General features: G+C 65.5%; 21 protein-coding genes, 1 tRNA gene and 1 pseudogene. 8 read left to right on the top strand and 15 right to left on the bottom strand.

Annotated elements, in window-relative coordinates:
* Window positions 1–53: 53 nt before the first annotated feature.
* The 3 genes from QFZ54_RS07710 to QFZ54_RS07700 all read right to left on the bottom strand — a co-directional run bounded on the left by QFZ54_RS07710 (window position 54) and on the right by QFZ54_RS07700 (window position 844).
* Window positions 54–130 (bottom strand) — tRNA-Arg (locus tag QFZ54_RS07710).
* A gap of 202 nt (window positions 131–332) precedes the next feature.
* Window positions 333–593, bottom strand: coding sequence for an SWIB/MDM2 domain-containing protein (locus tag QFZ54_RS07705; RefSeq protein ID WP_056411383.1), 261 nt, complete (start codon window positions 591–593; stop codon window positions 333–335).
* A 47-nt stretch (window positions 594–640) separates the two neighbouring features.
* Window positions 641–844, bottom strand: coding sequence for a hypervirulence associated TUDOR domain-containing protein (locus QFZ54_RS07700; RefSeq protein WP_307085981.1), 204 nt, complete (start codon window positions 842–844; stop codon window positions 641–643).
* A gap of 119 nt (window positions 845–963) precedes the next feature.
* Here QFZ54_RS07700 and QFZ54_RS07695 point away from each other — a divergent pair.
* The 3 genes and pseudogenes from QFZ54_RS07695 (at window position 964) to fghA (ending at window position 3,299) form a co-directional block, all read left to right on the top strand.
* Window positions 964–2,071: pseudogene (locus QFZ54_RS07695) on the top strand (S-(hydroxymethyl)glutathione dehydrogenase/class III alcohol dehydrogenase).
* Window positions 2,072–2,082: 11 nt separating this feature from the next.
* A complete protein-coding gene (locus tag QFZ54_RS07690; protein ID WP_307085980.1) occupies window positions 2,083–2,466 on the top strand; it encodes a VOC family protein in 384 nt (127 codons plus the stop codon).
* Window positions 2,466–3,299: an S-formylglutathione hydrolase gene (fghA, locus tag QFZ54_RS07685; protein ID WP_307085978.1), complete on the top strand. Its 834-nt coding sequence runs from the start codon at window positions 2,466–2,468 to the stop codon at window positions 3,297–3,299. The genes QFZ54_RS07690 and fghA overlap by 1 nt, the downstream gene beginning before the upstream one ends.
* 111 nt (window positions 3,300–3,410) lie before the next feature.
* On the opposite strand, the gene QFZ54_RS07680 is transcribed toward fghA, so the two are convergent.
* Window positions 3,411–6,605 carry a TonB-dependent receptor gene (locus tag QFZ54_RS07680; RefSeq protein WP_307085976.1) on the bottom strand — a complete coding sequence of 1,065 codons (3,195 nt, stop codon included), beginning with the start codon at window positions 6,603–6,605 and terminating at the stop codon, window positions 3,411–3,413.
* Between the two features lie 203 nt (window positions 6,606–6,808).
* Between QFZ54_RS07680 and folE the strand changes: the two genes are divergently transcribed.
* From folE to QFZ54_RS07665, 3 genes are read left to right on the top strand one after another with little or no spacing between them, the layout of a single operon-like run.
* Window positions 6,809–7,447, top strand: coding sequence for a GTP cyclohydrolase I FolE (gene folE / locus QFZ54_RS07675; protein WP_307085974.1), 639 nt, complete (start codon window positions 6,809–6,811; stop codon window positions 7,445–7,447).
* Window positions 7,447–8,217 carry an SDR family NAD(P)-dependent oxidoreductase gene (locus QFZ54_RS07670; RefSeq protein WP_307085972.1) on the top strand — a complete coding sequence of 257 codons (771 nt, stop codon included), beginning with the start codon at window positions 7,447–7,449 and terminating at the stop codon, window positions 8,215–8,217. The genes folE and QFZ54_RS07670 overlap by 1 nt, the downstream gene beginning before the upstream one ends.
* A complete protein-coding gene (locus tag QFZ54_RS07665) occupies window positions 8,210–8,560 on the top strand; it encodes a dihydroneopterin aldolase (RefSeq protein ID WP_307085970.1) in 351 nt (116 codons plus the stop codon). The genes QFZ54_RS07670 and QFZ54_RS07665 overlap by 8 nt, the downstream gene beginning before the upstream one ends.
* 132 nt (window positions 8,561–8,692) lie before the next feature.
* Here the strand turns inward: QFZ54_RS07665 and leuA are convergent, their stop codons facing one another.
* The 6 genes from leuA to miaA form a co-directional block, all read right to left on the bottom strand.
* Complete coding sequence (gene leuA, locus QFZ54_RS07660; RefSeq protein ID WP_307085967.1) at window positions 8,693–10,351, bottom strand: 2-isopropylmalate synthase; 1,659 nt, start codon at window positions 10,349–10,351, stop codon at window positions 8,693–8,695.
* A 193-nt stretch (window positions 10,352–10,544) separates the two neighbouring features.
* Window positions 10,545–11,150 carry a YceI family protein gene (locus tag QFZ54_RS07655; RefSeq protein ID WP_307085965.1) on the bottom strand — a complete coding sequence of 202 codons (606 nt, stop codon included), beginning with the start codon at window positions 11,148–11,150 and terminating at the stop codon, window positions 10,545–10,547.
* A 470-nt stretch (window positions 11,151–11,620) separates the two neighbouring features.
* Window positions 11,621–12,640 carry a ketol-acid reductoisomerase gene (ilvC, locus tag QFZ54_RS07650; RefSeq protein ID WP_307085963.1) on the bottom strand — a complete coding sequence of 340 codons (1,020 nt, stop codon included), beginning with the start codon at window positions 12,638–12,640 and terminating at the stop codon, window positions 11,621–11,623.
* A 106-nt stretch (window positions 12,641–12,746) separates the two neighbouring features.
* Complete coding sequence (gene ilvN / locus QFZ54_RS07645) at window positions 12,747–13,262, bottom strand: acetolactate synthase small subunit (RefSeq protein ID WP_254685964.1); 516 nt, start codon at window positions 13,260–13,262, stop codon at window positions 12,747–12,749.
* A 143-nt stretch (window positions 13,263–13,405) separates the two neighbouring features.
* Window positions 13,406–15,154, bottom strand: a complete 1,749-nt coding sequence (locus QFZ54_RS07640) for an acetolactate synthase 3 large subunit (protein WP_307085958.1) — start codon at window positions 15,152–15,154, stop codon at window positions 13,406–13,408.
* Window positions 15,155–15,236: 82 nt separating this feature from the next.
* Window positions 15,237–16,184, bottom strand: coding sequence for a tRNA (adenosine(37)-N6)-dimethylallyltransferase MiaA (gene miaA, locus QFZ54_RS07635; RefSeq protein WP_307085956.1), 948 nt, complete (start codon window positions 16,182–16,184; stop codon window positions 15,237–15,239).
* Between miaA and serB the strand changes: the two genes are divergently transcribed.
* Window positions 16,177–17,058 (top strand): phosphoserine phosphatase SerB, encoded by an 882-nt coding sequence (gene serB / locus QFZ54_RS07630; protein WP_307085954.1) that lies wholly within the window; start codon window positions 16,177–16,179, stop codon window positions 17,056–17,058. The genes miaA and serB overlap by 8 nt on opposite strands.
* Window positions 17,059–17,187: 129 nt before the next feature.
* On the opposite strand, the gene QFZ54_RS07625 is transcribed toward serB, so the two are convergent.
* From QFZ54_RS07625 to QFZ54_RS07615, 3 genes are all read right to left on the bottom strand, one after another.
* Window positions 17,188–17,670, bottom strand: coding sequence for a hypothetical protein (locus tag QFZ54_RS07625; RefSeq protein WP_307085952.1), 483 nt, complete (start codon window positions 17,668–17,670; stop codon window positions 17,188–17,190).
* Between the two features lie 87 nt (window positions 17,671–17,757).
* The gene (locus tag QFZ54_RS07620; RefSeq protein WP_307085950.1) at window positions 17,758–17,967 is read right to left on the bottom strand and encodes a hypothetical protein; all 210 of its coding nucleotides are present in this window, start codon (window positions 17,965–17,967) and stop codon (window positions 17,758–17,760) included.
* Between the two features lie 42 nt (window positions 17,968–18,009).
* Complete coding sequence (locus QFZ54_RS07615) at window positions 18,010–19,032, bottom strand: SPOR domain-containing protein (RefSeq protein WP_307085948.1); 1,023 nt, start codon at window positions 19,030–19,032, stop codon at window positions 18,010–18,012.
* A 903-nt stretch (window positions 19,033–19,935) separates the two neighbouring features.
* Between QFZ54_RS07615 and QFZ54_RS07610 the strand changes: the two genes are divergently transcribed.
* Window positions 19,936–20,508, top strand: a complete 573-nt coding sequence (locus QFZ54_RS07610; RefSeq protein ID WP_307085945.1) for an SPOR domain-containing protein — start codon at window positions 19,936–19,938, stop codon at window positions 20,506–20,508.
* Window positions 20,509–20,753: 245 nt separating this feature from the next.
* Here the strand turns inward: QFZ54_RS07610 and QFZ54_RS07605 are convergent, their stop codons facing one another.
* Entirely contained in the window at window positions 20,754–21,974 is a 1,221-nt protein-coding gene (locus QFZ54_RS07605; protein ID WP_307085943.1) for a dihydroorotase, read from the bottom strand.
* Window positions 21,971–22,957: an aspartate carbamoyltransferase catalytic subunit gene (locus QFZ54_RS07600; RefSeq protein WP_307085941.1), complete on the bottom strand. Its 987-nt coding sequence runs from the start codon at window positions 22,955–22,957 to the stop codon at window positions 21,971–21,973. The genes QFZ54_RS07605 and QFZ54_RS07600 overlap by 4 nt, the downstream gene beginning before the upstream one ends.
* Window positions 22,958–23,042: the final 85 nt, after the last annotated feature.

Raw genomic sequence — 23,042 nt, 5'->3', positions numbered from 1 at the left:
ACGTCGAGAATGTCCGGGGCGCAGACAGCGGCAACGGCCTGCTGACGAAAAGCTGGTGCCCCCGGCGAGATTTGAACACGCGGCCTACGGTTTAGGAAACCGTCGCTCTATCCGGCTGAGCTACGGGGGCATCCGATGGCGCATTACGCTCGTCGGGTGGGACGATCAAGCGTGGGAAATCTCGAACAAGCTCGCGGCTTGCGTCGGGTCGTTCACGATCACGTTCGCGCAACCACGGTAATTTCGGGATTGCGAACCCTCGAACGGTTCGATCAAGGGCGACGGGTATCGCTTGCGATGCCCCGTCGCCGCTTGCCGTGCAGTGCGGGCGGTTAGGCCTTGACGTGCTGCGAGATGTACTTGTTCATCTCGAACATCGTGCACTTGTCACGCCCGAAGACCTTCTTCAGCTTCTCGTCCGCGAGGATCTCGCGCTTGTTCTCAGGGTTCTGCAGGTTGTTGGCCTTGATGTAGACCCAAACCTTGCTGATCACTTCGCTGCGCGGGAGCTTGTCGTTGCCGACGATCTCGCCGAGCTCGGGAGAGGGCTGGACGGGGGCGTGGATGCCGCCGGTCTTGGGAGCTGTAGCCATAAGCATTCCTTCCTGTTGCGCGCGTGCGTTAGGCACTGCGCGCGTGGTCACGCCTTGGTGAGCGCGTCCGCCTTGTGCGCTGCCTTGCCGCCCTTGTCACTCTTTACGATGAACTGGGGCTCGTCCTTGGACGCCCTGACGGTGTGGCCCTTTATCTTGGTGTCGGTGGTCTGCTTCTTTTCGACCGTGCCGTGCGCCTCGCCGCCGTGCGATTTCCAGGTGACCTCGTCGCCCTTCTTCGGATCCTTCATCGTCGCATCTCCTTGATAAGCAACGATCAAGCGCGGGAACGCGGCATTGGTTGCATCGCCTACGGGTTGCGGAGCCGGGGCGCCGGGGGCATCAGGGCGGCAATCAAGGAGACCGACCGATGAAGACCCGCGCCGCCGTAGCCTTCGAGGCAAAAAAACCGCTCGAGATCGTCGAACTCGACCTCGAAGGGCCGAAATTCGGCGAAGTGCTCGTCGAAATCATGGCGACGGGCATCTGTCATACCGATGCGTACACGCTCGACGGGCTTGATTCGGAAGGGTTGTTTCCGAGCGTGCTCGGCCATGAAGGCGCCGGCATCGTCCGCGAGATCGGCGCGGGGGTGACCAGCGTCGCGGTCGGCGATCATGTCATCCCGCTTTACACCCCCCGAATGTCGCCAGTGTAAGTCGTGCCTCAGCCAGAAGACCAACCTGTGCACCGCGATCCGCGCCACCCAAGGCAAGGGCCTGATGCCCGACGGCACGACGCGGTTCAGCTACAAGGGGCAGCCGATCTTCCATTACATGGGCTGCTCGACCTTCTCGAACTTCACCGTGCTGCCGGAGATCGCGGTGGCGAAGATCCGCGAGGACGCGCCGTTCGATACGTCGTGCTACGTCGGCTGCGGCGTGACCACGGGCGTCGGTGCGGTGGTGCACACGGCGAAGGTCCAGCCGGGCGATACGGTCGTGGTGTTCGGGCTCGGCGGGATCGGGCTCAACGTGATCCAGGGCGCGCGGCTTGCCGGCGCGGGGATGATCGTCGGCGTCGACATCAATCCCGACCGCGAGGAATGGGGGCGTCGCTTCGGCATGACGCACTTCGCCAATCCCAAGGATGTGGGCGATATCGTCCAGCACATCGTCGCGCTCACCGACGGCGGCGCGGACTATACGTTCGACGCGACTGGCAACACGACGGTTATGCGGCAGGCGCTGGAGGCGTGCCATCGCGGCTGGGGTACTTCGATCGTGATCGGCGTGGCCGAGGCGGGCAAGGAAATCTCGACACGACCGTTCCAGCTCGTCACCGGGCGCAACTGGCGCGGGACGGCGTTCGGCGGCGCGCGCGGGCGGACCGATACGCCCAAGATCGTCGACTGGTACATGAACGGGATGATCGAGATCGACCCGATGATCACGCACCGCCTGACGCTCGACGAGATCAACAAGGGCTTCGACCTGATGCACGCCGGCGAGAGCATCCGCTCCGTCGTGATCTACTGAGGAGCGCGCCTATGTTCACGCACATCATGCTCGGCGCCGACGATATCGCCGCGTCGAAGGCGTTCTACGACGCGGCGCTGGGCGCGCTTGGCGTTCCCGAGGGTGTCGTCGATGACTGGGGGCGCGTCGTCTACGCGCATGATGGCGGGCGTTTCCTGCTGACCAAGCCGATCGACGGGCAGCCGGCGAGCCACGGTAACGGCAGCACGATGGGCTTCGCGGCGGCCTCGACCGAAGCGGCCGATGCGTGGCATGCCGCGGGGCTGGCGAACGGCGGGACGGCCTGTGAGGATCCGCCGGGCATGCGGCAAGCTACCGGGGGGCGGAAGCTTTATCTGGCGTATCTGCGCGATCCGTCGGGGAACAAGATCTGCGCGCTGCACCGGATCGCGTGATGGAGACCGTCTCCACCAGCAAGGCGTATGGCGGCACGCAGGGCGTGTACCGCCACGCCTCGACCGCAACCGGTACCGACATGACCTTCGCTGTCTACGTCCCGCCACACGACGAAGGCGCGCAATTGCCGGTGCTGTGGTTCCTGTCGGGGCTGACGTGCACACACGCCAACGTCATGGACAAGGGCGAGTACCGGCGAGCCTGTGCCGAACTGGGCGTCATCCTGGTCGCGCCCGATACCTCGCCGCGTGGCGACGACGTGCCCGACGACGACGCGTACGACTTCGGCAAGGGCGCGGGCTTCTACGTCGATGCGACCGAGGAGCCCTGGGCGACGAACTTCCAGATGCGGTCCTATGTCGAGGACGAACTGCCGGCACTGATCGCAGCGCAGTTTCCGATGGCGGACATGGCGCGACAGGGGATCTTCGGACATTCGATGGGCGGCCATGGTGCGTTGACGATGGCCCTGCGCAACCCCGACCGCTTCAAGAGCGTATCGGCGTTTGCCCCGATCGTGGCGCCGTTGCAGTGCCCCTGGGGCGAAAAGGCGCTCGGCGGGTATCTCGGGCCGGACCGTGCGGCGTGGCGGGCGTATGACGCCTGCGCGCTGATCGCGGATGGCGCGCGGGTGGCGGGGATACTGGTCGACCAAGGCGATGCGGATGGCTTCCTGGCCGAGCAACTAAAGCCGGAACTGCTTGCCGAAGCGTGCAAGGCCGTAGGAATCGCGCTGATCTTGCGAATGCAGCCAGGCTACGATCACAGCTACAACTTCATTTCGACGTTCATGGGGGATCATGTCGCCTGGCACGCCGAACGCCTGAAATAGCCTTCCGAATCCGTCACCTCAGCGGACGCCGGGATCTCATCTCGGGGCGAACGCACGTGCCACGTGAGAGACCCCAGTTGCCGCTGGGTGACGGATCGGACCGCCCGAAAGCTAGAACCTGAACCCGGCGGCTACACCATAGCGACGCGGTTCGACCGTGAAGACGTTGGTGAACAACCCCGACGACTGGTCCGTCACATACTGGCCGGTGATGGCGTCGTTGCTCGTCAGGTTCTGGACGAAGCCGCGGACGTAATAGCGCTCGCCCGGCCCGTTGAACTGGATCTGCGCGTTGACGACCTCATAGCCCTGAACGCGGTTGATGTTCTCGTTGAAGATGCTGGCCGAGAAGCCACCGGTGTAGGCCAGATCGACACGCGGGACGATCGTGAAGTCGCCGATCCCAGCGACATACTGCGCGCCCGCCGAGAATTTGTAGCGCGGCGCTTGCGGCAGTTCGTTGCCACGGATGTTGACCAGCACGCCGCTGCGATCGACCACGAACGGCAATGCGCCGCTTGCATTCGTCCCGAACCCCGCGTTGAGCGGCGCCTGCAGCGCAGCCAGTGCCGGGTTGTAGTTCGCCAGTGCGCCAGCGGTTGCGGCGGCGAGCGCGTCGCATGACGAATACGCGCCGGTGGTACCGTTGGTCAGCAACGCCGTTGGTGGCCGCAGCCCAAGTGCCGAGTTCACCGCGCCGACGAACGCGTTGACCCCGGCCGCATTGCCCGGCGTGGTCGGCCGCACCGCGCAGTTCGACGCGGTGGTGATGTCCTTGATGACCACTGAATCGGCTCGACCGCCCGACGGATCCTGCGGATTGCCGATGAACTTGTCCTGCTTCACCTTCGACTTCAGATAGCTGAAGTTCATGTTGACGGTGAACTTGGGCGACGGCCGCATGATCGCTTCCGCCTCGACGCCGTAGATATCGGCGTCGATATTGTCGTTGACCGCGGTGCGGGCGACGATCCGGCTCAGCTGGAGCTGTTTGTATTTGTAATAGAAGCCGGTGAGATTGAGTTGCAGCGTCCGGTTCAGGAAGCTGTTCTTCGAACCGATCTCGAACGAGTCGACAGATTCCGGCCTGAACGCCTGGTCGACCGCGAACACCGGCGACAGCGGCGGGTTGATGCCGCCCGATTTATACCCGCGCGAATAGGACGCGTAGACGAGATTGTCGGGCTTGATCTTGTATTCGAGGACCGCGCGGCCCGTCAGTCGGCCAAACGAGACGCTGGCGACGCCGAACGGCTGGTTGCCCGCGGTGAACGGATCGTAATCGAGCGCGGCATAGTTGATCGCGTTCTCCAACGCGTTGGTACCGTAGGGGCTGAGCGCGGTCGTGACCGCGGAGACGACGATCGCATTACCCTCTGCATCGCGTACCGGTGCACCGCCCGCGCCGACGAGTGTACGCGTCTTGTTGTCGAAGATGAACGACGTGCGCGCGCGAACCTCCTTCTCGTCGTGATTGTAGCGCAGGCCGAGCGTCAGCTTGAGTTTTTCGGTAAAGTCGAAATAGGTTTCGCCGAAGGCCCCGTACGACTTGAGATGCACCGAGTCCGTGAAGCTGCGATAAAACGGCGTCGAGCCGAATGAATTGGGCAACGTAGCGCCGGCGACGCGCCCGCCCAGCACGTTGGCAGCGCCGATGACTGCGGCACCGTAATCGAGCGGGAACGCGGTCACGTAATAGCTGTTGTCGCGGATCTTCTGGTCCAGATAGATGCCGCCGATCAAGAAATTGAACATCCCGTCGAAACGGCTGTCGAGATGCGCCTCGGCCGAGAATTGCCGCGAGCGTGCGTTCGAACGATCGACGTCCTGGCTGCTCGGGCCGCACAGCTTGCTGCCGCTGAAGACGCCCAGATCGGGACCCGGCGCCGATTGGCAGATCGTGCCGGTATTGCCGTTCGGGAACAGCGCGGCGACCGCGTTGGTGAAGGGATTGACCCCGCCGGGGAACGCAGCCCCGGGTGCCGCTGCGGTGCCGATCAGCGTGAGCGCGCCGACGTTTGCGCCGAGCGGGTTCTCGACGGCGAGGTTATAGTCGTTGGTCGAATCCACCGAGTTGCGCGCATAGCCGCCGGTGAAGTTGAACGAGACCGGCCCGAAATCATGGAAGATCTTGGCGGTATATTGTTCCTCGTCGCTGAAATAGGTCGGCTTGTAATCGATGTTGACGGTGCGGACGTCGGTCGGGTTGACGACCCCGGTATAGGTGTCGCGGCCATACAGGCTCTGCAGCGCATAGGGCGTGAACGCGGCGCCGAGCGCGAACCGGTAGAATTCGCTCGACGAATACACCGCGGCGAGCGTGGAATTGCCGTTCGTCGTGCCGTAGTCGAGCCGATCGGGGAGGCAACCGAGCACGCCGGTCGGATCGCGGTGGCAAAGCTGCTTCTGGATGCGCGAGCGATTGTCGCGTTCATGGAAATAATAGCCGATCAGGTCGATGCGCGTGGCGCTGTTCGGCTCCCACGACAGCGTGCCGCGGACCGAATAGAGATCGCGGTCGTCGATCCGGCCGCCGTCGAACAGATTCTTGGTGTAGCCGTCGCGCTTCAGATACTGGCCGGCGACGCGGATCCCGATCGTGTCGGTGATCGGCAGGTTGAACATGCCCTTCACGCGCTTCGAATCGTAATTTCCGTATTCGAATTCGCCCGCGGCGTGGATCCCGGAGAGGTCCGGCTTGGCGGTGATGAAGTTGACCACGCCCGCGGTCGCGTTTCGACCGAACAACGTGCCTTGCGGACCGCGCAGCACCTCGACGCGTTCGAGATCGTAGAACTCGGATTCGAACAGCCTCGTTGATACCAGTGGCATGTCGTTGACGTGGATCGCGGTGGCGCTGTCGCAGGACGCTCCGACGCAGAGATCGCCGATGCCGCGGATCGTGAAGCTCGACGAGGTGAAGTTGGTCTTGGTGAACGTCACGTTGGGCAGCGTCTGCTGAAGCGCTATCGGATTGACGATCTGCTGCTTCTCCAAATTTTCCGCGGTAAAAGCGCTCACAGCAATCGGAACATCTTGCAGACGTTGCGATTGGCGTTGCGCGGTAATCACGATATCCTGCGACGCGTAGACGCTGGATGGGGTATCGGCGGGGCCAGGTTGTGTTGGGACAGTCGGCGTTGGGCCGGTCTGCGTTGAGTTTGTCTGCGCCGATGTTGCCTCCTGGCCGGGGCCATTGGTCGGTGCGGTGTCTTCGGCCGACGTCGTAGTGGCCGTTTGTCCCATTGCCGGCGCAATCGACAGGAGTATCATCGCCGAAGCGGCGAGCAGTTCGAACTTAGCCATGTCAGTCCTCTCCCCGATCGTGCCGGTCTTTGCCGATTCACGATTTAGTTTTTCCGGTATGGCGAAGTAACGACGAAAAAAATCTACCGTCAACGCTTTTTGAAGCCCGGATTACTGGGATTTATGCCGCGTTGCTCAAATAAAACAGTTGCAAAAGAGGACCCATGTTCTGATGTTTGGGTATGCTGACAAAGGGTGTTGCGATGCGGGATGAAACGGGCGGGGCGGATGGTCGGTCGGCCATTGCCGACGAACTGGGACCCGATGGCAAGGTGATTGTGCCCGAAGACGTAGCGTCGGCGATCCGTACGCTGATCCAGTGGGCGGGCGACGATCCGACCCGCGAAGGGCTGCTCGATACGCCGCATCGTGTTGCACGTGCGTGGAAGGAATATTGCGCGGGCTATGGCGACGATCCGGCGAAACATCTCGAGCGCGTGTTCGAGGAAGTCGGCGGCTATGACGAAATCGTGCTGCTCAAGGACATCCCGTTCCAGTCGCATTGCGAGCATCACATGGCGCCGATCATCGGCAAGGCGCACATCGCCTACCTGCCGCGCAACCATGTCGTCGGCATTTCGAAGCTCGCACGCGTGCTCCACGGGTTCGCGCGGCGTTTGCAGGTGCAGGAGCGGCTGACCGCGGAAGTGGCGGACTGTATCTGGGACAACCTCAAGCCGCAGGGCGTTGCGGTGGTGATCGAGGCGAGCCATGCGTGCATGACCGCGCGCGGCGTGCGGACGCCCGGCGTGACGATGGTGACGAGCCGGATGATGGGCGTGTTCCGCGACGACGAACGCAGCCGCAAGGAAGTGCTGGCGTTGATGGGGCGCGGCGCCTGATGCGGACCGTGCTGGTCACGGGTGGGGCTAAGCGGCTGGGGGCTGCGATTGTCCGGCGGCTTGCGGCGGATGGTCATGCCGTGATCGTGCACCAGGGCCATTCGCCGGATGAGGCGGCTGCGCTGGTGGCGGAGGTCGTCGGCAAGGGCGGGCGTGCTACTGCGGTGGCGGGCGACCTGAGCGACCTCGCCGCGATCGGCGACCTGTTCGCGGCGGCACGCTCTTCGATTGGCGGCCCGATCGACGGGTTGGTGAACTGCGCGTCGAAGTTCGAGTTCGATCGGCCGCCGAGCGTCGATCCGGCGCTGTTCGCCGAGCTTGGCGCGATCAACTGTGGCGCGCCGGTGCTACTGGCCTCCGCGCTCGCGTCCCAGGACGATGTCACAGACGGCGCGGTGGTCAATGTGCTCGACCAGAAGGTGGCGAACCTCAACCCGGACTTTTTCTCGTACAGTTGCGGGAAGATCGCCCTGGAGGGTGCGACGATGATGCTCGCACAAGCGCTCGCGCCACGCGTCGCGGTCAACGCGGTGTCGCCGGGCCTGACGCTGCCGAGCGGCGACCAGACCGACGATGAGTTTGCGGCGGTGGCGAGCGACAACCTGCTCAAGCGACCGGTCGGCGCGGAGGCTGTCGCGGATGCGGTCGCTTGGCTGCTGACCGCGAAGGGCGTGACGGGGCAAAATGTGTTCGTCGATTGCGGGCAGCGATTTCTGACGCGCGACAGCGACGTGATGTTCGACCGGGATCCTGGGGGACGACATGGCTGAATTCACGACGATCCTCGACGGGCTCGAGGTCATGATGCGGCTCGGCATCCACCCGCATGAGGTGGCGCCGCAACGCGTAGTCGTCTCGGCCGAGATGACGGTCGTGTATCCCGCCCCGCTCGGTGAGGATGCCATCGACGAAGTGCTCGATTACGACTTCGTCCGCGCGGGCATATTGGCCATGGTCGCGGACCGCCCGTTCGCCTTGCAGGAAACCCTCTGCGAGGCGATCGCGACGCTGTGCCTCGCGGACGAACGGGTGCGTCGAGTGAGGGTCCGCACCGTGAAGGCCGACGTCTACCCCGACGCCCGCGTAGGCTGCGAGATCGTTCGCACCCGCTAATCCTCCCCGCGAGCGCCTGACTGCTCCCTTTCCCTCCGGGGAGAGGGCTGGGGTGAGGGGCTGTTCCGGGCGAAGCACTGCTTGGCTGCCCCTCACCCCGACCCTCTCCCGTAGGGGAGAGGGAGAGCCGCATTACGCGCGGTTCGCGGCCGACAACACCGCACGGACCGAGGCGGTCGCGATGTCGGTGTCCATCCCGACCCCGAACACCGTCTTACCCTCGGCAGTCCGGCATTCGACATACGCCGCCGCCTGCGCATCTGCACCGTGGCCGATCGCATGCTCGTTGTAATCAACCACGTCCAAAATAGGCCCGGTCGACTCCGCGATCGCCGCAATCACGCCCGAGATCAGGCCGTTGCCACGCCCCGAAATCGACCGCTCCTCACCATCGATCGCAACCCGACCGATGAAGACCCGCTGCCCCGAGGCACCGCTTTCCTCGTAATCGCGCAACTCCACCCGGTCGTCCGCCTGCGGCATGTAGGTCCGCTCGAACAGGCCCCAGATATCCGCGGCATTTAGTTCGCGGCTGGTCTCGTCCGCATAGGCCTGGACGTGCCGGCTGAAGTCCGCCTGCAACCGCTTGGGCAGCTTTAGCCCCTTATCCTGCTCGATCACCCAGGCGACGCCGCCCTTGCCCGACTGCGAATTGACGCGGATCACCGCCTCGTAGCTGCGGCCGAGATCGGCGGGGTCGATCGGCAGATACGGCACTTCCCACAGCGTGTCGTTCTTCGCCTCTTGCGCCGCGAACCCCTTCTTGATCGCATCCTGGTGCGACCCGGAAAACGCGGTGAAGACCAGATCGCCGGCATAGGGCGTGCGCGGGTGGACGGGGATGTTGGTGCAGTAATTGACCGTGTTCACGACCCCGTCGATGTCCGACAGGTCGAGCTTCGGATCCACCCCTTGCGTGTACATGTTGAGCGCGACGGTCACGAGATCGCAATTGCCGGTGCGTTCGCCGTTGCCGAGCAGGCAGCCCTCGACCCGGTCAGCACCCGCCATCATGCCGAGCTCGGCGGCGGCGACGCCGGTGCCGCGATCGTTATGCGTGTGCAGGCTGATCGCCACCGCGTCGCGGTTGCGGATGTTGCGCCCGAACCACTCGATCTGGTCCGCATAGATGTTCGGCGTCGCGCACTCGACAGTCGCGGGCAGGTTGAAGATGATCGGGTTGTCGGGCGTCGGCATCAGGACGTCCATCACCGCCTCGCAGACCTCTAGCGAGAAATCGAGTTCCGCGGTCGAGAAGGTTTCGGGGCTGTATTCGAACTGCCAACGGACGTTCGGCTGCTTGGCGGCTTCGTCCCGCAGCACTTTCGCGCCATCGATCGCGATCTGCTTGACCTGCGCGCGGTCCATCCCGAACACGATCTTGCGCCAGGCTGGCGACACCGCGTTATACAGATGCACGATCGCGGTCTTCGCGCCGACGAGGCTGGCGAAGCTCGTCTCGATCAGGTCGCGCCGCGACTGGGTGAGCACCTGGATCGACACGTCGTCGGGGATCCGTCCGGTCTTCACCAGGCCGGAGATGAAGTCGAACTCGGTCGCCCCGGCGCTCGGGAAGCCGACCTCGATCTCCTTCAGGCCGACCTTGCAGAGCAGGTCGAAGAAGCGCGTCTTCTTTTCCGCATCCATCGGGTCGATCAGCGCCTGATTGCCGTCGCGCAGATCCGTCGAGAGCCAGCGGGGCGGCTTGACGATGGTCTTTGACGGCCATTGGCGGTCGGGCAGGTCGACTTGCGGGAAAGGTCGGTATTTGGTCGATGGGTCGCGCAGCATGGCCAGTCTCTCGTATCGTCGGGAGCGTTCGGGTCAGCCCTTAGGCGCGAGGCGCGGGGCATGGCCACCGCGCAAACGATCGGCGCGCCTAAGGGCGCGTAAGTCGAAGCAGCAGAAGGCGGCCATACGTCATTGATAGCGTCCCTATCGCGCGGACATGCTCCATGTCCAGCGCGATAGGAATTTTGGTAGTTTATTGCGCGGCGAACGCGGCGTTGATCGTCAGGTCGACCTTGTCCGACACCACCGGTGCGTAGGCGCCGACGTTGAAGTCGCTGCGCTTGATCGAAGTCGTCGCGCGGAAGCCGAAGTTGAGCTTCTTGTTCATCGGGTTCGCGCCTGCGCCGACGAAGGTCGCCTGGAGCACGACCGGCTTGGTGACGCCTTTGAGCGTGAGGTCGCCGGTGATGGTCGCCTTGTCGCCGGTCGCGACGACCTTGGTCGAGACGAACTTGGCGGTCGGATAGGTCGCGGCGTCGAAGAAGTCCTTCGATTTAAGATGGCCCGCGAACGGTGCCGAGGTGACCGAAAGCTGGTCGATCGCGAAGTTCACTTCGACCTTGGTCGCGTTCGGCTTGGCGGGATCGATGGTGATGCTGCCCCCCGACGCGCCGAGCTGCCCTTCGAGCATCGAGAAGCCCATGTGGTTGACCTGCCACGTGACCTGCGTGTGGTTTGCGTCAACCGCGTAAGTGCCAGCGGTCACGCGCGCCTTGACGGGGGCGCCGGGGACGGCGGCGGTCTGGGCGAGAACGGGTGCCGCGGTGAGGGCGAGGACGGTGGCTAGGACTAGGCGCATGCGGGGTCTCCTGTTGATCGCGCGATGCTGGCCGAGGTGAGGGGGCGCGTCAAACGACGTTATGCCAACGCTGTGTTTCAGGATTGGGTCGGTGGGGGCGGGGGGGTAAGGGCACCGCCAGCTCTCGTTCCCCCGCGAACGCGGGGGCCCAGCTAAACCACGATCACCGCCCGAGATCCTGGGCCCCCGCGTTCGCGAGGGAACAGGATAGGCTGCGACTGACGCTTCCTCCAAACCGCCGCCACCCCGGCGAAGGCCGGGGCCCAGTTGGAAAGGTCGAGGTAACGGAGCGTTGCCTTCCCTTAGCAACATCCCCCAACTGGGCCCCGGCTTTCGCCGGGGTGGTAGGGTAGGGGCATGCTTCACGCTGACCTCAGCACGTTCCCCACGCCAACCCGTCGGAGCCGGCGAAGCCGTGCCCTATGGGCAGGCTCCGTCGTGCCGGCCGCGCTCACGCGCGTTCGCTTCGCTCAGTTGCGCTCGCGATCCACCAGCGCATTCTTCCCGATCCAAGGCATCATCCCACGCAGTTCCGACCCGATTTTCTCGATCGGATGCGCCAGCGCCTGCTTCCGCGCCGCCTTCAGCTCAGGCTGCCCCGCACGGTTGTCGAGGATGAAGTTCTTCACGAACCGACCCGACTGGATGTCGGCCAGCACGCGCTTCATCTCGGCCTTGGTCTCGGACGTGATGATCCGCGGACCCGTCGTGATGTCGCCATATTCCGCGGTGTTCGAGATCGAGTAGCGCATGTTGGCGATCCCGCCCTCATACAGCAGGTCGACGATCAGCTTGGTCTCGTGCAGGCACTCGAAATACGCCATCTCGGGCGCGTAGCCGGCCTCAACCAGCGTCTCGAACCCGGCTTGGATCAGGTGAGTGATGCCGCCGCAGAGCACGGCCTGTTCGCCGAACAGATCGGTCTCGCATTCCTCGCGGAAGTTGGTCTCGATGATCCCCGAGCGCCCGCCGCCGACGCCGCTGGCATAGGCGAGAGCGATGTCATGTGCGTTGCCCGACTTGTCCTGGTCGATCGCGATCAGGCAGGGGACGCCGCCGCCGCGGACATATTCGCTGCGCACGGTGTGGCCGGGGCCCTTGGGCGCGATCATGATGACGTCGAGATCGGCGCGCGGCTCGATCAGGCCGAAATGCACGTTCAGGCCGTGCGCGAACGCGATCGTCGCGCCCTGCTTGAGGTTGTCGTGCAGGTCCGCAGCGTAGATCGCCGCCTGATGCTCGTCGGGGGCGAGGATCATGACGATGTCGGCCCAGGCGGCGGCCTCCTTGTTCGACTTGACCGCGAAGCCCGCGTCGATCGCCTTCTTGGCGGTGGCCGAGCCTTCGCGCAGCGCGATCGCGACGTCCTTGACGCCCGAATCGCGGAGGTTCTGCGCGTGGGCATGGCCCTGCGAGCCGTAACCGACGATCGCGATCTTCTTGTCGGTGATGAGGTTCAGGTCGGCGTCGCGATCGTAATAGACACGCATTGGATTCTTCCTTCTTTCGTCATTCCGGCGAACGCCGGAACCCAGGGTTCCAGGCGGCGCCAATTGTGGCTCTGGGTCCTGACTTTCGTCAGGATGACGCAGTAATTTAAGCCGGCTCTTTGCCGCGGGCGATCGCGACGATGCCGGTGCGGGCGACTTCGATCAGACCGACTTCGCCCATGAGTTCGACGAACTTGTCGATCTTGTCGATCCCGCCAGTGACCTCGAACACGAAGCTCGACGTCGTCGCATCGACTACGCGCGCGCGATAGACGTCGGCGAGGCGCAGCGCTTCGATCCGGTGATCGCCGGTGCCGCGAACCTTCACCAGCGCGAGCTCGCGTTCGACGTGCGCGCCCATTGCGGTGAGATCGGTGACCTTGTGCACCGGCACCAACCGATCGAGCTGCGCGATGATCTGCTCCATCGTCGCCGCGCTCGCCGACGTGACGATCGTGATCCGGCTGACCGACTTGTCGGCGGTGATCTCGCTGACCGTCAGGCTCTCGATATTATAGCCGCGCGCGGTGAACAGGCCAGCGATCCGGGCAAGGATGCCCGGTTCGTTGTCGACGATGACGGCGAGCGTGTGCCGCTCGGCCTTTTCCTGGGAAATGTGCATGGTTCAGTCTCCCCCCCGCCCGCTTGCGGGAGGGGGTAGGGGGTGGGCGCGCGGATGGCCGCAGGCGATGCCGGTCGGGATTGAGCGCGAGCCCACCCCCGGCCCCTCCCGTTCACGGGAGGGGGGAAGAAGTGAATGCCCCATCAAACCAGCGCCTTCGCTTCGTCGTCCATCGTGCCGGACACTTCGTTCGCCTGCAGGATCATGTCGGTATGCGCCGCCCCCGACGGGATCATCGGGAAACAGTTGGTCAGCTGCGACACGCGGCAATCGACGATCACCGGGCCGTCATGGGCCAGCATCTCGGCGATGCCGCTGTCGAGCTGGTCGCGCGTCTCGATCAGGATGCCCTTCCAGCCGTAAGCCTCGCCCAGCTTCACGAAATCGGGCAGCGAATCCGAATAGCTCTCGGCGTAGCGGCTCTCATAGGTGAGCTCCTGCCACTGGCGGACCATGCCCATATACTGGTTGTTGAGGATGAAGATCTTCACCGGCAACCGGTATTGCGACGCGGTCGCCAGCTCCTGGATGTTCATCTGGATCGACGCCTCGCCGGCGATGTCGATCACCAGCGCGTTCGGATTGCCGAGCTGCGCGCCGATCGCGGCGGGCAGGCCGTAGCCCATCGTCCCGAGACCGCCCGAGGTCAGCCACTTGTTCGGCTTCTCGAACCCGAAATGTTGCGCCGCCCACATCTGGTGCTGGCCGACCTCGGTCGTGATGATCGGCGACTGGGCCTGCGTCGCGTCGAACAGCGCCCGGATCGCACGCTGTGGCATGATCTCGTTCGGGTCGTTCTCGGGGAAATCGAGGCACTTCACCGCGCGCCAGCCCGCGATCCGCCGCTGCCAGTCGGTCGTGTCGGGCTTGGGATGCTGGCGGCTCTTCCAGATCCGGACCATGTCCTCGAGCGCATGGCCGACATCCGCGATGATCCCGAGATCGACGCGCACCGTCTTGTTCACCGACGAGCGATCGATATCGATATGCACTTTCCGCGAGTTCGGGCTGAACGCATCGAGCCGCCCCGTCACGCGGTCGTCGAAGCGCGAACCGAGCGCGACGACGAGGTCGGCCTGGTTCATCGCCATGTTCGCCTCGTACGTGCCGTGCATCCCGAGCATGCCGAGCCACTGCGGGCCGGACGCGGGATAGGCGCCGAGGCCCATCAGCGTCGACGTCACCGGCGCACCGGTGATGCGAACGAGTTCGCACAGCAACTGGCTCGCAGCCGGGCCCGAATTGATGATGCCGCCGCCGGTATACAGGATCGGGCGTTCGGCCGCGGCGAGCATGTCGACGAGCTGCTCGATCTGCGACTGGTCGGCCTTGACCTGCGGGCGATAGGTCTTGTGCTGGATCGGGCCGGGCTTCTTGTACCGCGCCGTGGCGACCTGCACGTCCTTGGGAATGTCGACGACCACCGGGCCGGGACGACCCGAGGTGGCGATGTGGAACGCCTCGTGGATCACGTCGCCCAAGCGAGCGGGATCCTTCACGAGGTAATTATGCTTCGAGCAATGGCGTGTGATGCCGACGGTATCGGCCTCCTGGAACGCGTCGGTGCCGATCAGCGCGGTCGGCACCTGGCCGGTGATCACGACCATCGGAATTGAATCCATCAGCGCGTCGGTGATCCCGGTGACCGCGTTGGTCGCGCCGGGGCCCGACGTCACGAGCACCACGCCGGGCTTGCCGGTCGAGCGCGCGTACCCTTCCGCGGCATGCGTCGCAGCCTGTTCGTGGCGCACCAGAATGTGCTTGATCCGGCCGCTGCGGAACAGCGCGTCATAGATCGGCAGCACGGCACCACCCGGATAGCCGAAGACGACCTCCACGCCGAGATCGCACAGCGCCTCGATCAGGATATCGGCTCCACTCTTCTCGGTCATTTCATATCATCCTTTGCGAGAACGCTGCCTTTAGCGTCTCGTGGATGGGCCGGCTACCGATATAAAAGATGCGTGTCAAACATCATTTGAGCAATATAGTTTCAAATTGCTGCAGGCGCGTTGGGAGATCGAGGGCTTCGGTGCGGGTCCACGCGGCGGGCGGCTGGTGTCGGACCCACGTGTATTGGCGCTTGGCGTAGCGCCGCGTGGCGAGCGATCCAGCGGCGATGGCGTCGGGTTTCGAGGTCTCGCCGCGAACGAGCGCGGCGATCTCGGGCACACCGATCGCGCGGCGGATCGGGGCGTCCCAAGGGATGTCGGTGCGGGCGAGCAGCGCGGTGATCTCGTCGCGGCTGGTGTCGGCCATCTCGGCGAAGCGCTGGTCGATGCGCGCGTTGAGCCAGTCGCGGTCGGGGATCAGGATCAGCGCACGGACGTCGATCGTGTCGCCGATCCCGCCGACCTTCTCGGTCTGCCAGTCGGCGAGCGTGCGGCCGGTGCCGCGGACGACTTCGAGCGCGCGGGCGACGCGGGTAGTGTCGGCTGGGTTCAGCTTGGCGGCGGCCTGCGGGTCGAGGTGCGCGAGCGCCGCGTGGGCCTCAGCGACGGGGAGGGCGCGGACTTGCTCGCGGAGGGCCGGGTCGATGGCGGGGACGGGGGCGATGCCATCGAGCAAGGTGCGGACATAAAGCCCGGTGCCACCAACCAGGATCGGAAGCCTGCCGTCAGCGAGTGTGTCACGGATCGCCTGCGTCGCCTCGGCGGCCCAACGCGCAGCGGAGTAGGTCGCGTCGGCGGCATCGACATGACCGAACAGCCGGTGCGGGGCGCTGGCCTCCTCTTCGGGCGAAGGCCGCGCGGTGAGGATGCGGAGGTCGGCGTAGACTTGCGCGGAGTCGGCGTTGATGATGACGCCGTCGTGGGCGGCGGCGATGGCCAGCGCGAGCGCGGACTTGCCGCTCGCGGTCGGCCCTGCGATGAGCGCGACCTTCGGGAGAGCGCCCGTTGATTGGGAGATGGGTATGTTCACTGCAACGCTTATAGCCTCGGGCACGCTGACCGCAGGCGATATTTCGACCGCGGTGGACCGCCTGCGCGACGCAGGCTGCGCGCCGGGCGCGAGCGGCTGGATCGACGAGGGCGACGCCGCCGACCTGATCTTCGGGATGGCGCCGGATGCGGCGCGCGTCGCGCTGGAGGGCGCTTTCGCCGGGGCGGACGTGGTCGTGCAGTCCAGCCTGACGCGCACCAAGAAGCTGCTGGTCGCCGACATGGATTCCACCATGATCACCGTCGAATGCATCGACGAACTCGCCGATTACGCCGGCATCAAGCCGCAGATCGCCGAAATCACCGAACGCGCCATGCGCGGCGAACTCGATTTCGAAGCAGCGCTCGATGCCCGTGTGGCGCTGCTGAAAGGACTGGCCGAAAGCGACATCGAACGCTGCCTAACCGAACGCGTCACGATCATGCCAGGCGCCAAGGCTTTGGCGCGGACGATGCGCGCGCGTGGGGCACTGGCGGTGCTGGTATCAGGCGGCTTCACCCGCTTTGCAGAGCCTGTCGCCAAGGAGATCGGTTTCGACCGCGCGATCGCCAACGTGCTGGAGATCGACGGCGGCATGTTGACGGGGACGGTTACGAAGCCGATCGTCGGATCGCACACCAAGCTGACGACGCTGCGAGCCGCAATCGCCGAACGAGGGATCACAGTCGAGGAATCTCTCGCGGTCGGCGATGGCGCGAACGACCTAGCGATGATCGAGGCGGCAGGACTTGGGGTGGCTTACCACGCCAAGCCGGTCGTCGCGGCGGCAGCGGCCGCGCGGGTCGATCACGGCGACCTGACAACGCTCCTCTACGCGCAGGGTATAGCGCGCCGTGACTGGATGCTGGACTAAAGTCTTCCCCCCTCCCTGGAAGGGAGGGGCAGAGGGTGGGTCGGCTTCCGCATGTCCAAACCCCAGTGACTCAAGCGGGCCGACCCACCCCCAACCCCTCCCTTCAAGGGAGGGGCGCAGAAGTGAAGGTCAGCCCTTAGCCAACGGCGTACCGCTCGCCGCACACACATACGTCGCCAGTTCCTCACGCAACGGCAGCCCCTTGATCGGCCGCAGCGGGCCGTCATGCGCGATGTTGGTCTCGACCAGCGCACGGTTCGGGCCGACGCCAAGCACATGGAACAGACGGTTGGCGCAATCGGTCTCGGTCCGAGCATAGGCGACCTTGCCCGCATGCTCCTGCCGCAGGATCGCGATGATCGTGCCGCCGACGGCTTTCCGCTCGCGCAGCAGGAAATGGCGAGAGGTCGGGTCGGACGGGGTGGGGATCAGCCGCCCCTTGACGGTCATTTGGCCGGGTTTTGGCACTGCCACGTCGGTCTCGGCAAGGTTGCGCAACGATACGCCGTTCTCGGTCATCGTATCGGTATTGGTAGTCGCAGGCTGCTCGCCGGAACACGCGGCCAACAGCGTCGCGCCGGCAAGTGCCAGCGCCAAGGTCTTCGAAATCATTCATCTAGCTCCCGGTCGATGTCGAAACGAAACGACCGGTCCGCGTCTTTCGATCCCTGCCAGACCCGATCGTTCATTGGCCGACGGTCAGCGCGCCCGCTTGTCGACACCCCGGTCGGCTCGTGCCGCAGCCTTCGCAGGCGCGGGAGGCTCGCAGATGCGACGCGTCGGCTGGCAGGCGATACCGACTGTCGAACATCCTTTTACGCTGCCCTCGGTCGGACAGGCACGGCATTGCTGTTTGATCTCGGTGCAGGTCGGTGACGCGGACACCAGCGCCAGGGTCAAAAAGAACATTCACACATCCTCGCCATAAATATCGGGTTCCAGCGCATCCCGTCAGGGCGCAACGATCACGCACGGCACGCCCGCCGCCGAACAAGCCCGCGTCGCGTCCGCCTTCGACGCGAAGCCGCCGGCCTGGAGCCGCGTGACGCCGTTAGCCTTCGCGTAGAAGGGCTGGGCACCGCGCAGCTTGCCGCGAACCTTGCTCCACTGCGTCTCCGCATTGCCCTGATCCCGGAACGCGCCGAGCTGTACCCGCCAATTGCCCGTCGAACGCACAGGCGCAGGCTTGGACTGCGCTTGCATAGCCGGGGCCGTCTCCCGCGTAGGCCCGGGAACGCGAGCAGGAAGCGAACTTGGCGGCAGTTTGGACGGGCGAGGCGTGTCGACGATCCGTGAGGGCGCCACCGGCGTCTGCCCGATCGTCGCACGAGCCGTCCCCTGGGCCGGTCCCTCGCCCGGTCCCTGGGGCGTCGACTGCACCGCATATTGCTGGGCCAGCGCAGTGCCCCTCTCGCGGTCGGCCGGCGATATATACTGGTCCATCTGCGCCAGCGCCTCAGAGGCGGGTTGCAGCCCCGACGCCGAGGCCCGCGTCATCAGCGCATAGGCCCGCGGAAAATCGCGCGACACGGCATCGCCATTGAACAGCATCGTCCCCAGAACGAGTTGCGCCCGCGGCTCCCCATGCGCGACCGACTTCTGCAACCAGGGCAGCGCATCCGTCTTCTTGCCCGCCTGGAACAGGGCAAGGCCGTAATTGTCGGCGGCCTGCACATGGCCTTGCAGCGCGGCCTTGCGGAACCAGCTCTCGGCCAGCGCGGGATCAAGCGGGACGCCGCGACCGAGCTTGTACGCTTGCGCCAGGTTGAACTGCGCATCGGCATCGCCCGCCACCGCCAGCGGGCGCCACTCGGTGATCGCCCGCGGATAGTCGCCCTTCGCCCAGGCGTCGACGCCAGCCTTCACATCGCCAGCCTTCACATCGCCAGCCTGCACATCGGCAGACGCAGGGACGGCGGCCAGCATCCCGCTCAACGCGACCGCACCCACCAAAAGCTTACGCCCAACCGTCATCGCCATCCCTCATACCGTCCGACCGTCCGACCGTCCGACCGTCCGACCGTCCGACCGTCCGACCGTCACCATGCCGTCGTTCGTCCCGCAAGGCAAAGGGCGACCGTTCCTTCGCCGACCATCGTCGGTCGGTAAGTCATTATGAAGTCGCGTTAACCGCTTGGACCCCGCCATGACAATCGACGCAAGAATACCGGAGGTCGGGGACTTATGCGCGTTCTGGCGTTTGCATCGCAGAAGGGAGGATCGGGCAAGACAAAGCTATCTGCAGGCGGCCGCTTCACGTCGGCGTTTCGCGCATTCGCGGATACGCTGGAGCTATCGCCGAGCAACGGCAAGGCCGCGCCCAACCTTGCTCTGTCGCAGGTCGCGACCGGGGATTGGCAGCAGCGCGGCATACGCTCGAGGGCAACGCGGCGACCATTCCGGCGATCGATCAAGGCCTGGCGCTGTCGTTGTCGGGGGATACGGCGGGCGGCGTCGCGTTGCTGACCAAGGTTGCACCCTCGCCCGCAACGAGTGCGAAGGTCCGGCAGAATCTCGCGCTGAGCTATGCACTGGCCGGTCGTTGGCAGGAGGCGCGCGTCGTCGCGGAGGCCGACATGGCGCCCGTGGACGTCGACGCGCGACTGGAGCAATGGGCGCTGCTCGCACAGTCGACGGCCGCGTCGGATCAGGTCGCAGCCCCGCTCGGTGTACGGGGCGGTGGCGGACGCGGGGCAGCCGGCCGCGCTTGCGTTGAACCGCGGTGCACCGGCCGGGCCCAGTGTTCCGTAACAAGCCTTAGCGGCGGCGGATCCGGCCGTTGCGCAGGTCGGAGCCGCCCCGTTCGGGGTCGCTTCGCCCCCTGCTGCCCGTCTTTCGAAAATATCGTTCGGACCGCGACAGGGGATCGTCCAAGCCTTGCCCGCGATCATGCTCCGTCCGGCGGGTGGCCCGGTCAAGCTCGCATCAGCTTCCGCGTCGCCCGGAAGCGGCACAGCGACCGCAGCGTATGAGGTAAAGGCACCGGCGACGGGCACCCGGTACGTCCAGCTCGGCGCGTTCGACAGCGCGACCGTAGCCAAGGACGCCTGGAACCGCGCCTCGCGCCGGTTCGCGATGCTCGCCGGGCATTCGCCGAACGGCATGACTTTCAAGGCGAACGGCGAAGATGTCTACCGCCTCTCGGTCGGAGGGTTCAGCCGTTCGTCGGCCGACACCCTGTGCCGCCAGTACCGTGCCAAGGGCGGCGCCTGCTTCATCCGCCAAGGCGCGGGCGACGTAATGGCGCAGTGGTTGCGCAAACCGGAATGCAGATGGCGCAGATGGCGTCGCGGTAAGGGCGGCTGTTCGTCCCACCGCTTCGACCAACACCACCCCGGCGCAGGCCGGGGCCCAATCGGGAAACGTTGCCAACTGAGCGCAGCGTTCCGTCACTCCGGCCTCGCCAACTGGGCCCCGGCCTCCGCCGGGGTAGTGCCATGTTGGTTGTGAGGATGTCCTAACCGAACCTCGCGCCCACCCTCCCACAAGCGCAACACGCGCCCCTGCACCGGCAGGCCACCGAACGACGTATTCCCCGCCTCCGCCTCGAACGCATTCCCTTTCATACCACCCCGGCGGAGGCCGGGGCCCAGTTGGGAAAAGCCGTTAATTGAAGGCAGCGCTTCGTTACGCCGAATTGCCAATTGGGTCCCGGCCTCCGCCGGGGTGGCGCACTGTGACCCGTGAGGGCAGCCTCACCGAACCTCGCGCCCACCCTTCCACAAGCGCAACACGCGCCCCTGCACCGGCAGGCCATCGAACGGCGTATTCCCCGCTTCCGCCTCGAACGCATCCCCGACGATCTGCCACGGAGCCTGCTGGTCGAACAGCATCAGGTCGGCCGGCTTCCCTGCCTCTAGCGTCCCCGTATCGAGGCCGAGTACCCGCGCCGGGTTACTGGCCAGCAACGCGAACAGGCGTTCCAATGTCAGCAGTTCGTCGCGCACAAGCATCAGTGCGAGCGGCAGCAACGTCTCCGCACCGGCCATCCCGCTGCTCGAATCGGTGAACGGCAGCCGCTTCTCCTCCGGGCCGCGCGGCTCGTGTCCCGAACACAGCACGTCGATCGTCCCGTCGGCAACGGCGTCCAGCGCCGCGCGTCGATCATGCTCGGCGCGCAGCGGCGGCGATAGCAGCGCGAACGACCGGAAGTCGCTGACCGCGATCTCCGACAGATGCAGGTGCGCCGGCGTGATGCCGCACGTGACCGCGACGCCACGACGTTTCGCCGCACGGATCAGGTCGAACCCGGCCGCTGTGGTCACCTGGCGGATGTGTATACGCGCACCGGTATCCTCGGCGAGCATCAGGTCGCGCGCAATCGCCAGCGCCTCGGCAACCGCCGGCGCGGCGGGCAAGCCGAGCCGGGTCGCGGTTTCGCCCTCGGTCGCGACCGCCCCGGCCGTCAGTCCGCCATCCTCGGCATGCGCGATCACCGTCACGTCCAGGTCGTGTGCATAGGCCAGCACGCGACGCATCACCCCGCTGTCGGCGATCCAGTGCTTGCCCGTGCCGACCGCCTTGGCGCCTGCGGAGAGACAGATCGCCATTTCGGCAAGGTCATGGCCTTTGAGGCCGCGGGTGGCGGCGGCGATCGGGTGGATCCAGAGGTCGGGCTTGCCGATCAACGCGGCGCGCTGGACGATGCCGGGGTCGTCCAGCACCGGCGACTGGTCGGGCATGAGGCCGATCCGCACGATCCCGCCTGCGCGGAAAGCCGCACGATCGACCTTCGCCACGCCGAGATCGACGATCCCCGGTGCGATGGTCTTGCCCGCGCAGTCGATGATCTCGGCGTCCGACGGGATGTCGACGATACCGGTCGCGACGATCGCGCCATCGCGAACGAGCATATTGCCCTTCGACACGCCGCCGACGGGGCAGACGAGCGTTGCGTTGGTGAGTGCGAGGATCATGCCCAACCCTCCACGCCGCGCGCTCTTCGGGTCAGCACGTCGAGGCAGGCCATGCGGACGGCAACCCCCATCTCGACCTGCTCCGTGATCGCCGAGCGTGCGTGGTCCGCCACGGCGGAGTCGATCTCGACGCCACGGTTCATCGGGCCGGGGTGCATCACCAGCGCATCGGGCGCAGCCTTCGCCAGCCGGTCGAGCGTCAGCCCGTAGCGCAGCCGATATTCACGGGTGGAGGGCACGTAAGCCCCGTCCATCCGCTCGTTCTGGAGCCGGAGCATCATCACCACGTCCGCACCCTCCAGCGCCCTGTCGAAATCGGTGAACGCGGTGACGCCCATCCGCTCGATCATCGGCGGCATCAGCGTCGACGGGGCACACACGCGGACCTCGGCAGCGAGCGCGGTGAGCGCCAGGATGTTAGACCGCGCGACCCGGCTGTGCAGCAGGTCCCCGCAGATCACGACGCGCTGGCCGGCGATGGCGCCCTTGCGCCGGCGGATCGTCAGCGCATCGAGCAAAGCTTGGGTCGGATGCTCGTGGCGCCCGTCACCCGCGTTGAGCACCGGACAATCGACCTTGTCCGCGATCAGCCGCACCGCGCCCGACGACATGTGCCGAATCACGATCACGTCGGCGCGCATCGCGTTGAGCGTCATCGCGGTGTCGATCAGCGTCTCGCCCTTTTTCACGCTCGACTGCGCCGCGTGCATGTTGACGACGTCGGCGCCCAGCCGCTTGCCTGCGATCTCGAACGACAGCAGTGTGCGCGTGCTGTTCTCGAAGAACGCGTTGATCTGGGTAAGACCCGCAAGCCGCTTGTCCGGCGTCGCATGCGTGCGGTTCGCCTCGACCCACGTTTCCGCCTCGTCGAGCAGGAAGGCGATCTCGTGTGGCTGAAGCCCGTCGATACCGGTGAGGTGCCGGTGCGGGAAGACGGCGCCGCCTTCGATGAGGGCGGCGGGGCGGTGATCTGAGGTTCGCATAAAAGCTGCGGGATAGTGGGGGTAGGGGCAGGGGGCAAGCGCCGCGGAGGCGGTCGGTTCCATTCGTCGTGGTTAACCCGAATTT

Origin of the sequence: Sphingomonas faeni, from assembly GCF_030817315.1 — a bacterium.
GTDB lineage: Bacteria > Pseudomonadota > Alphaproteobacteria > Sphingomonadales > Sphingomonadaceae > Sphingomonas > Sphingomonas faeni_C.
The sequence above is the reverse complement of the archived record's forward strand: the minus strand, read 5'-3'. Positions and strand labels throughout refer to the sequence as shown.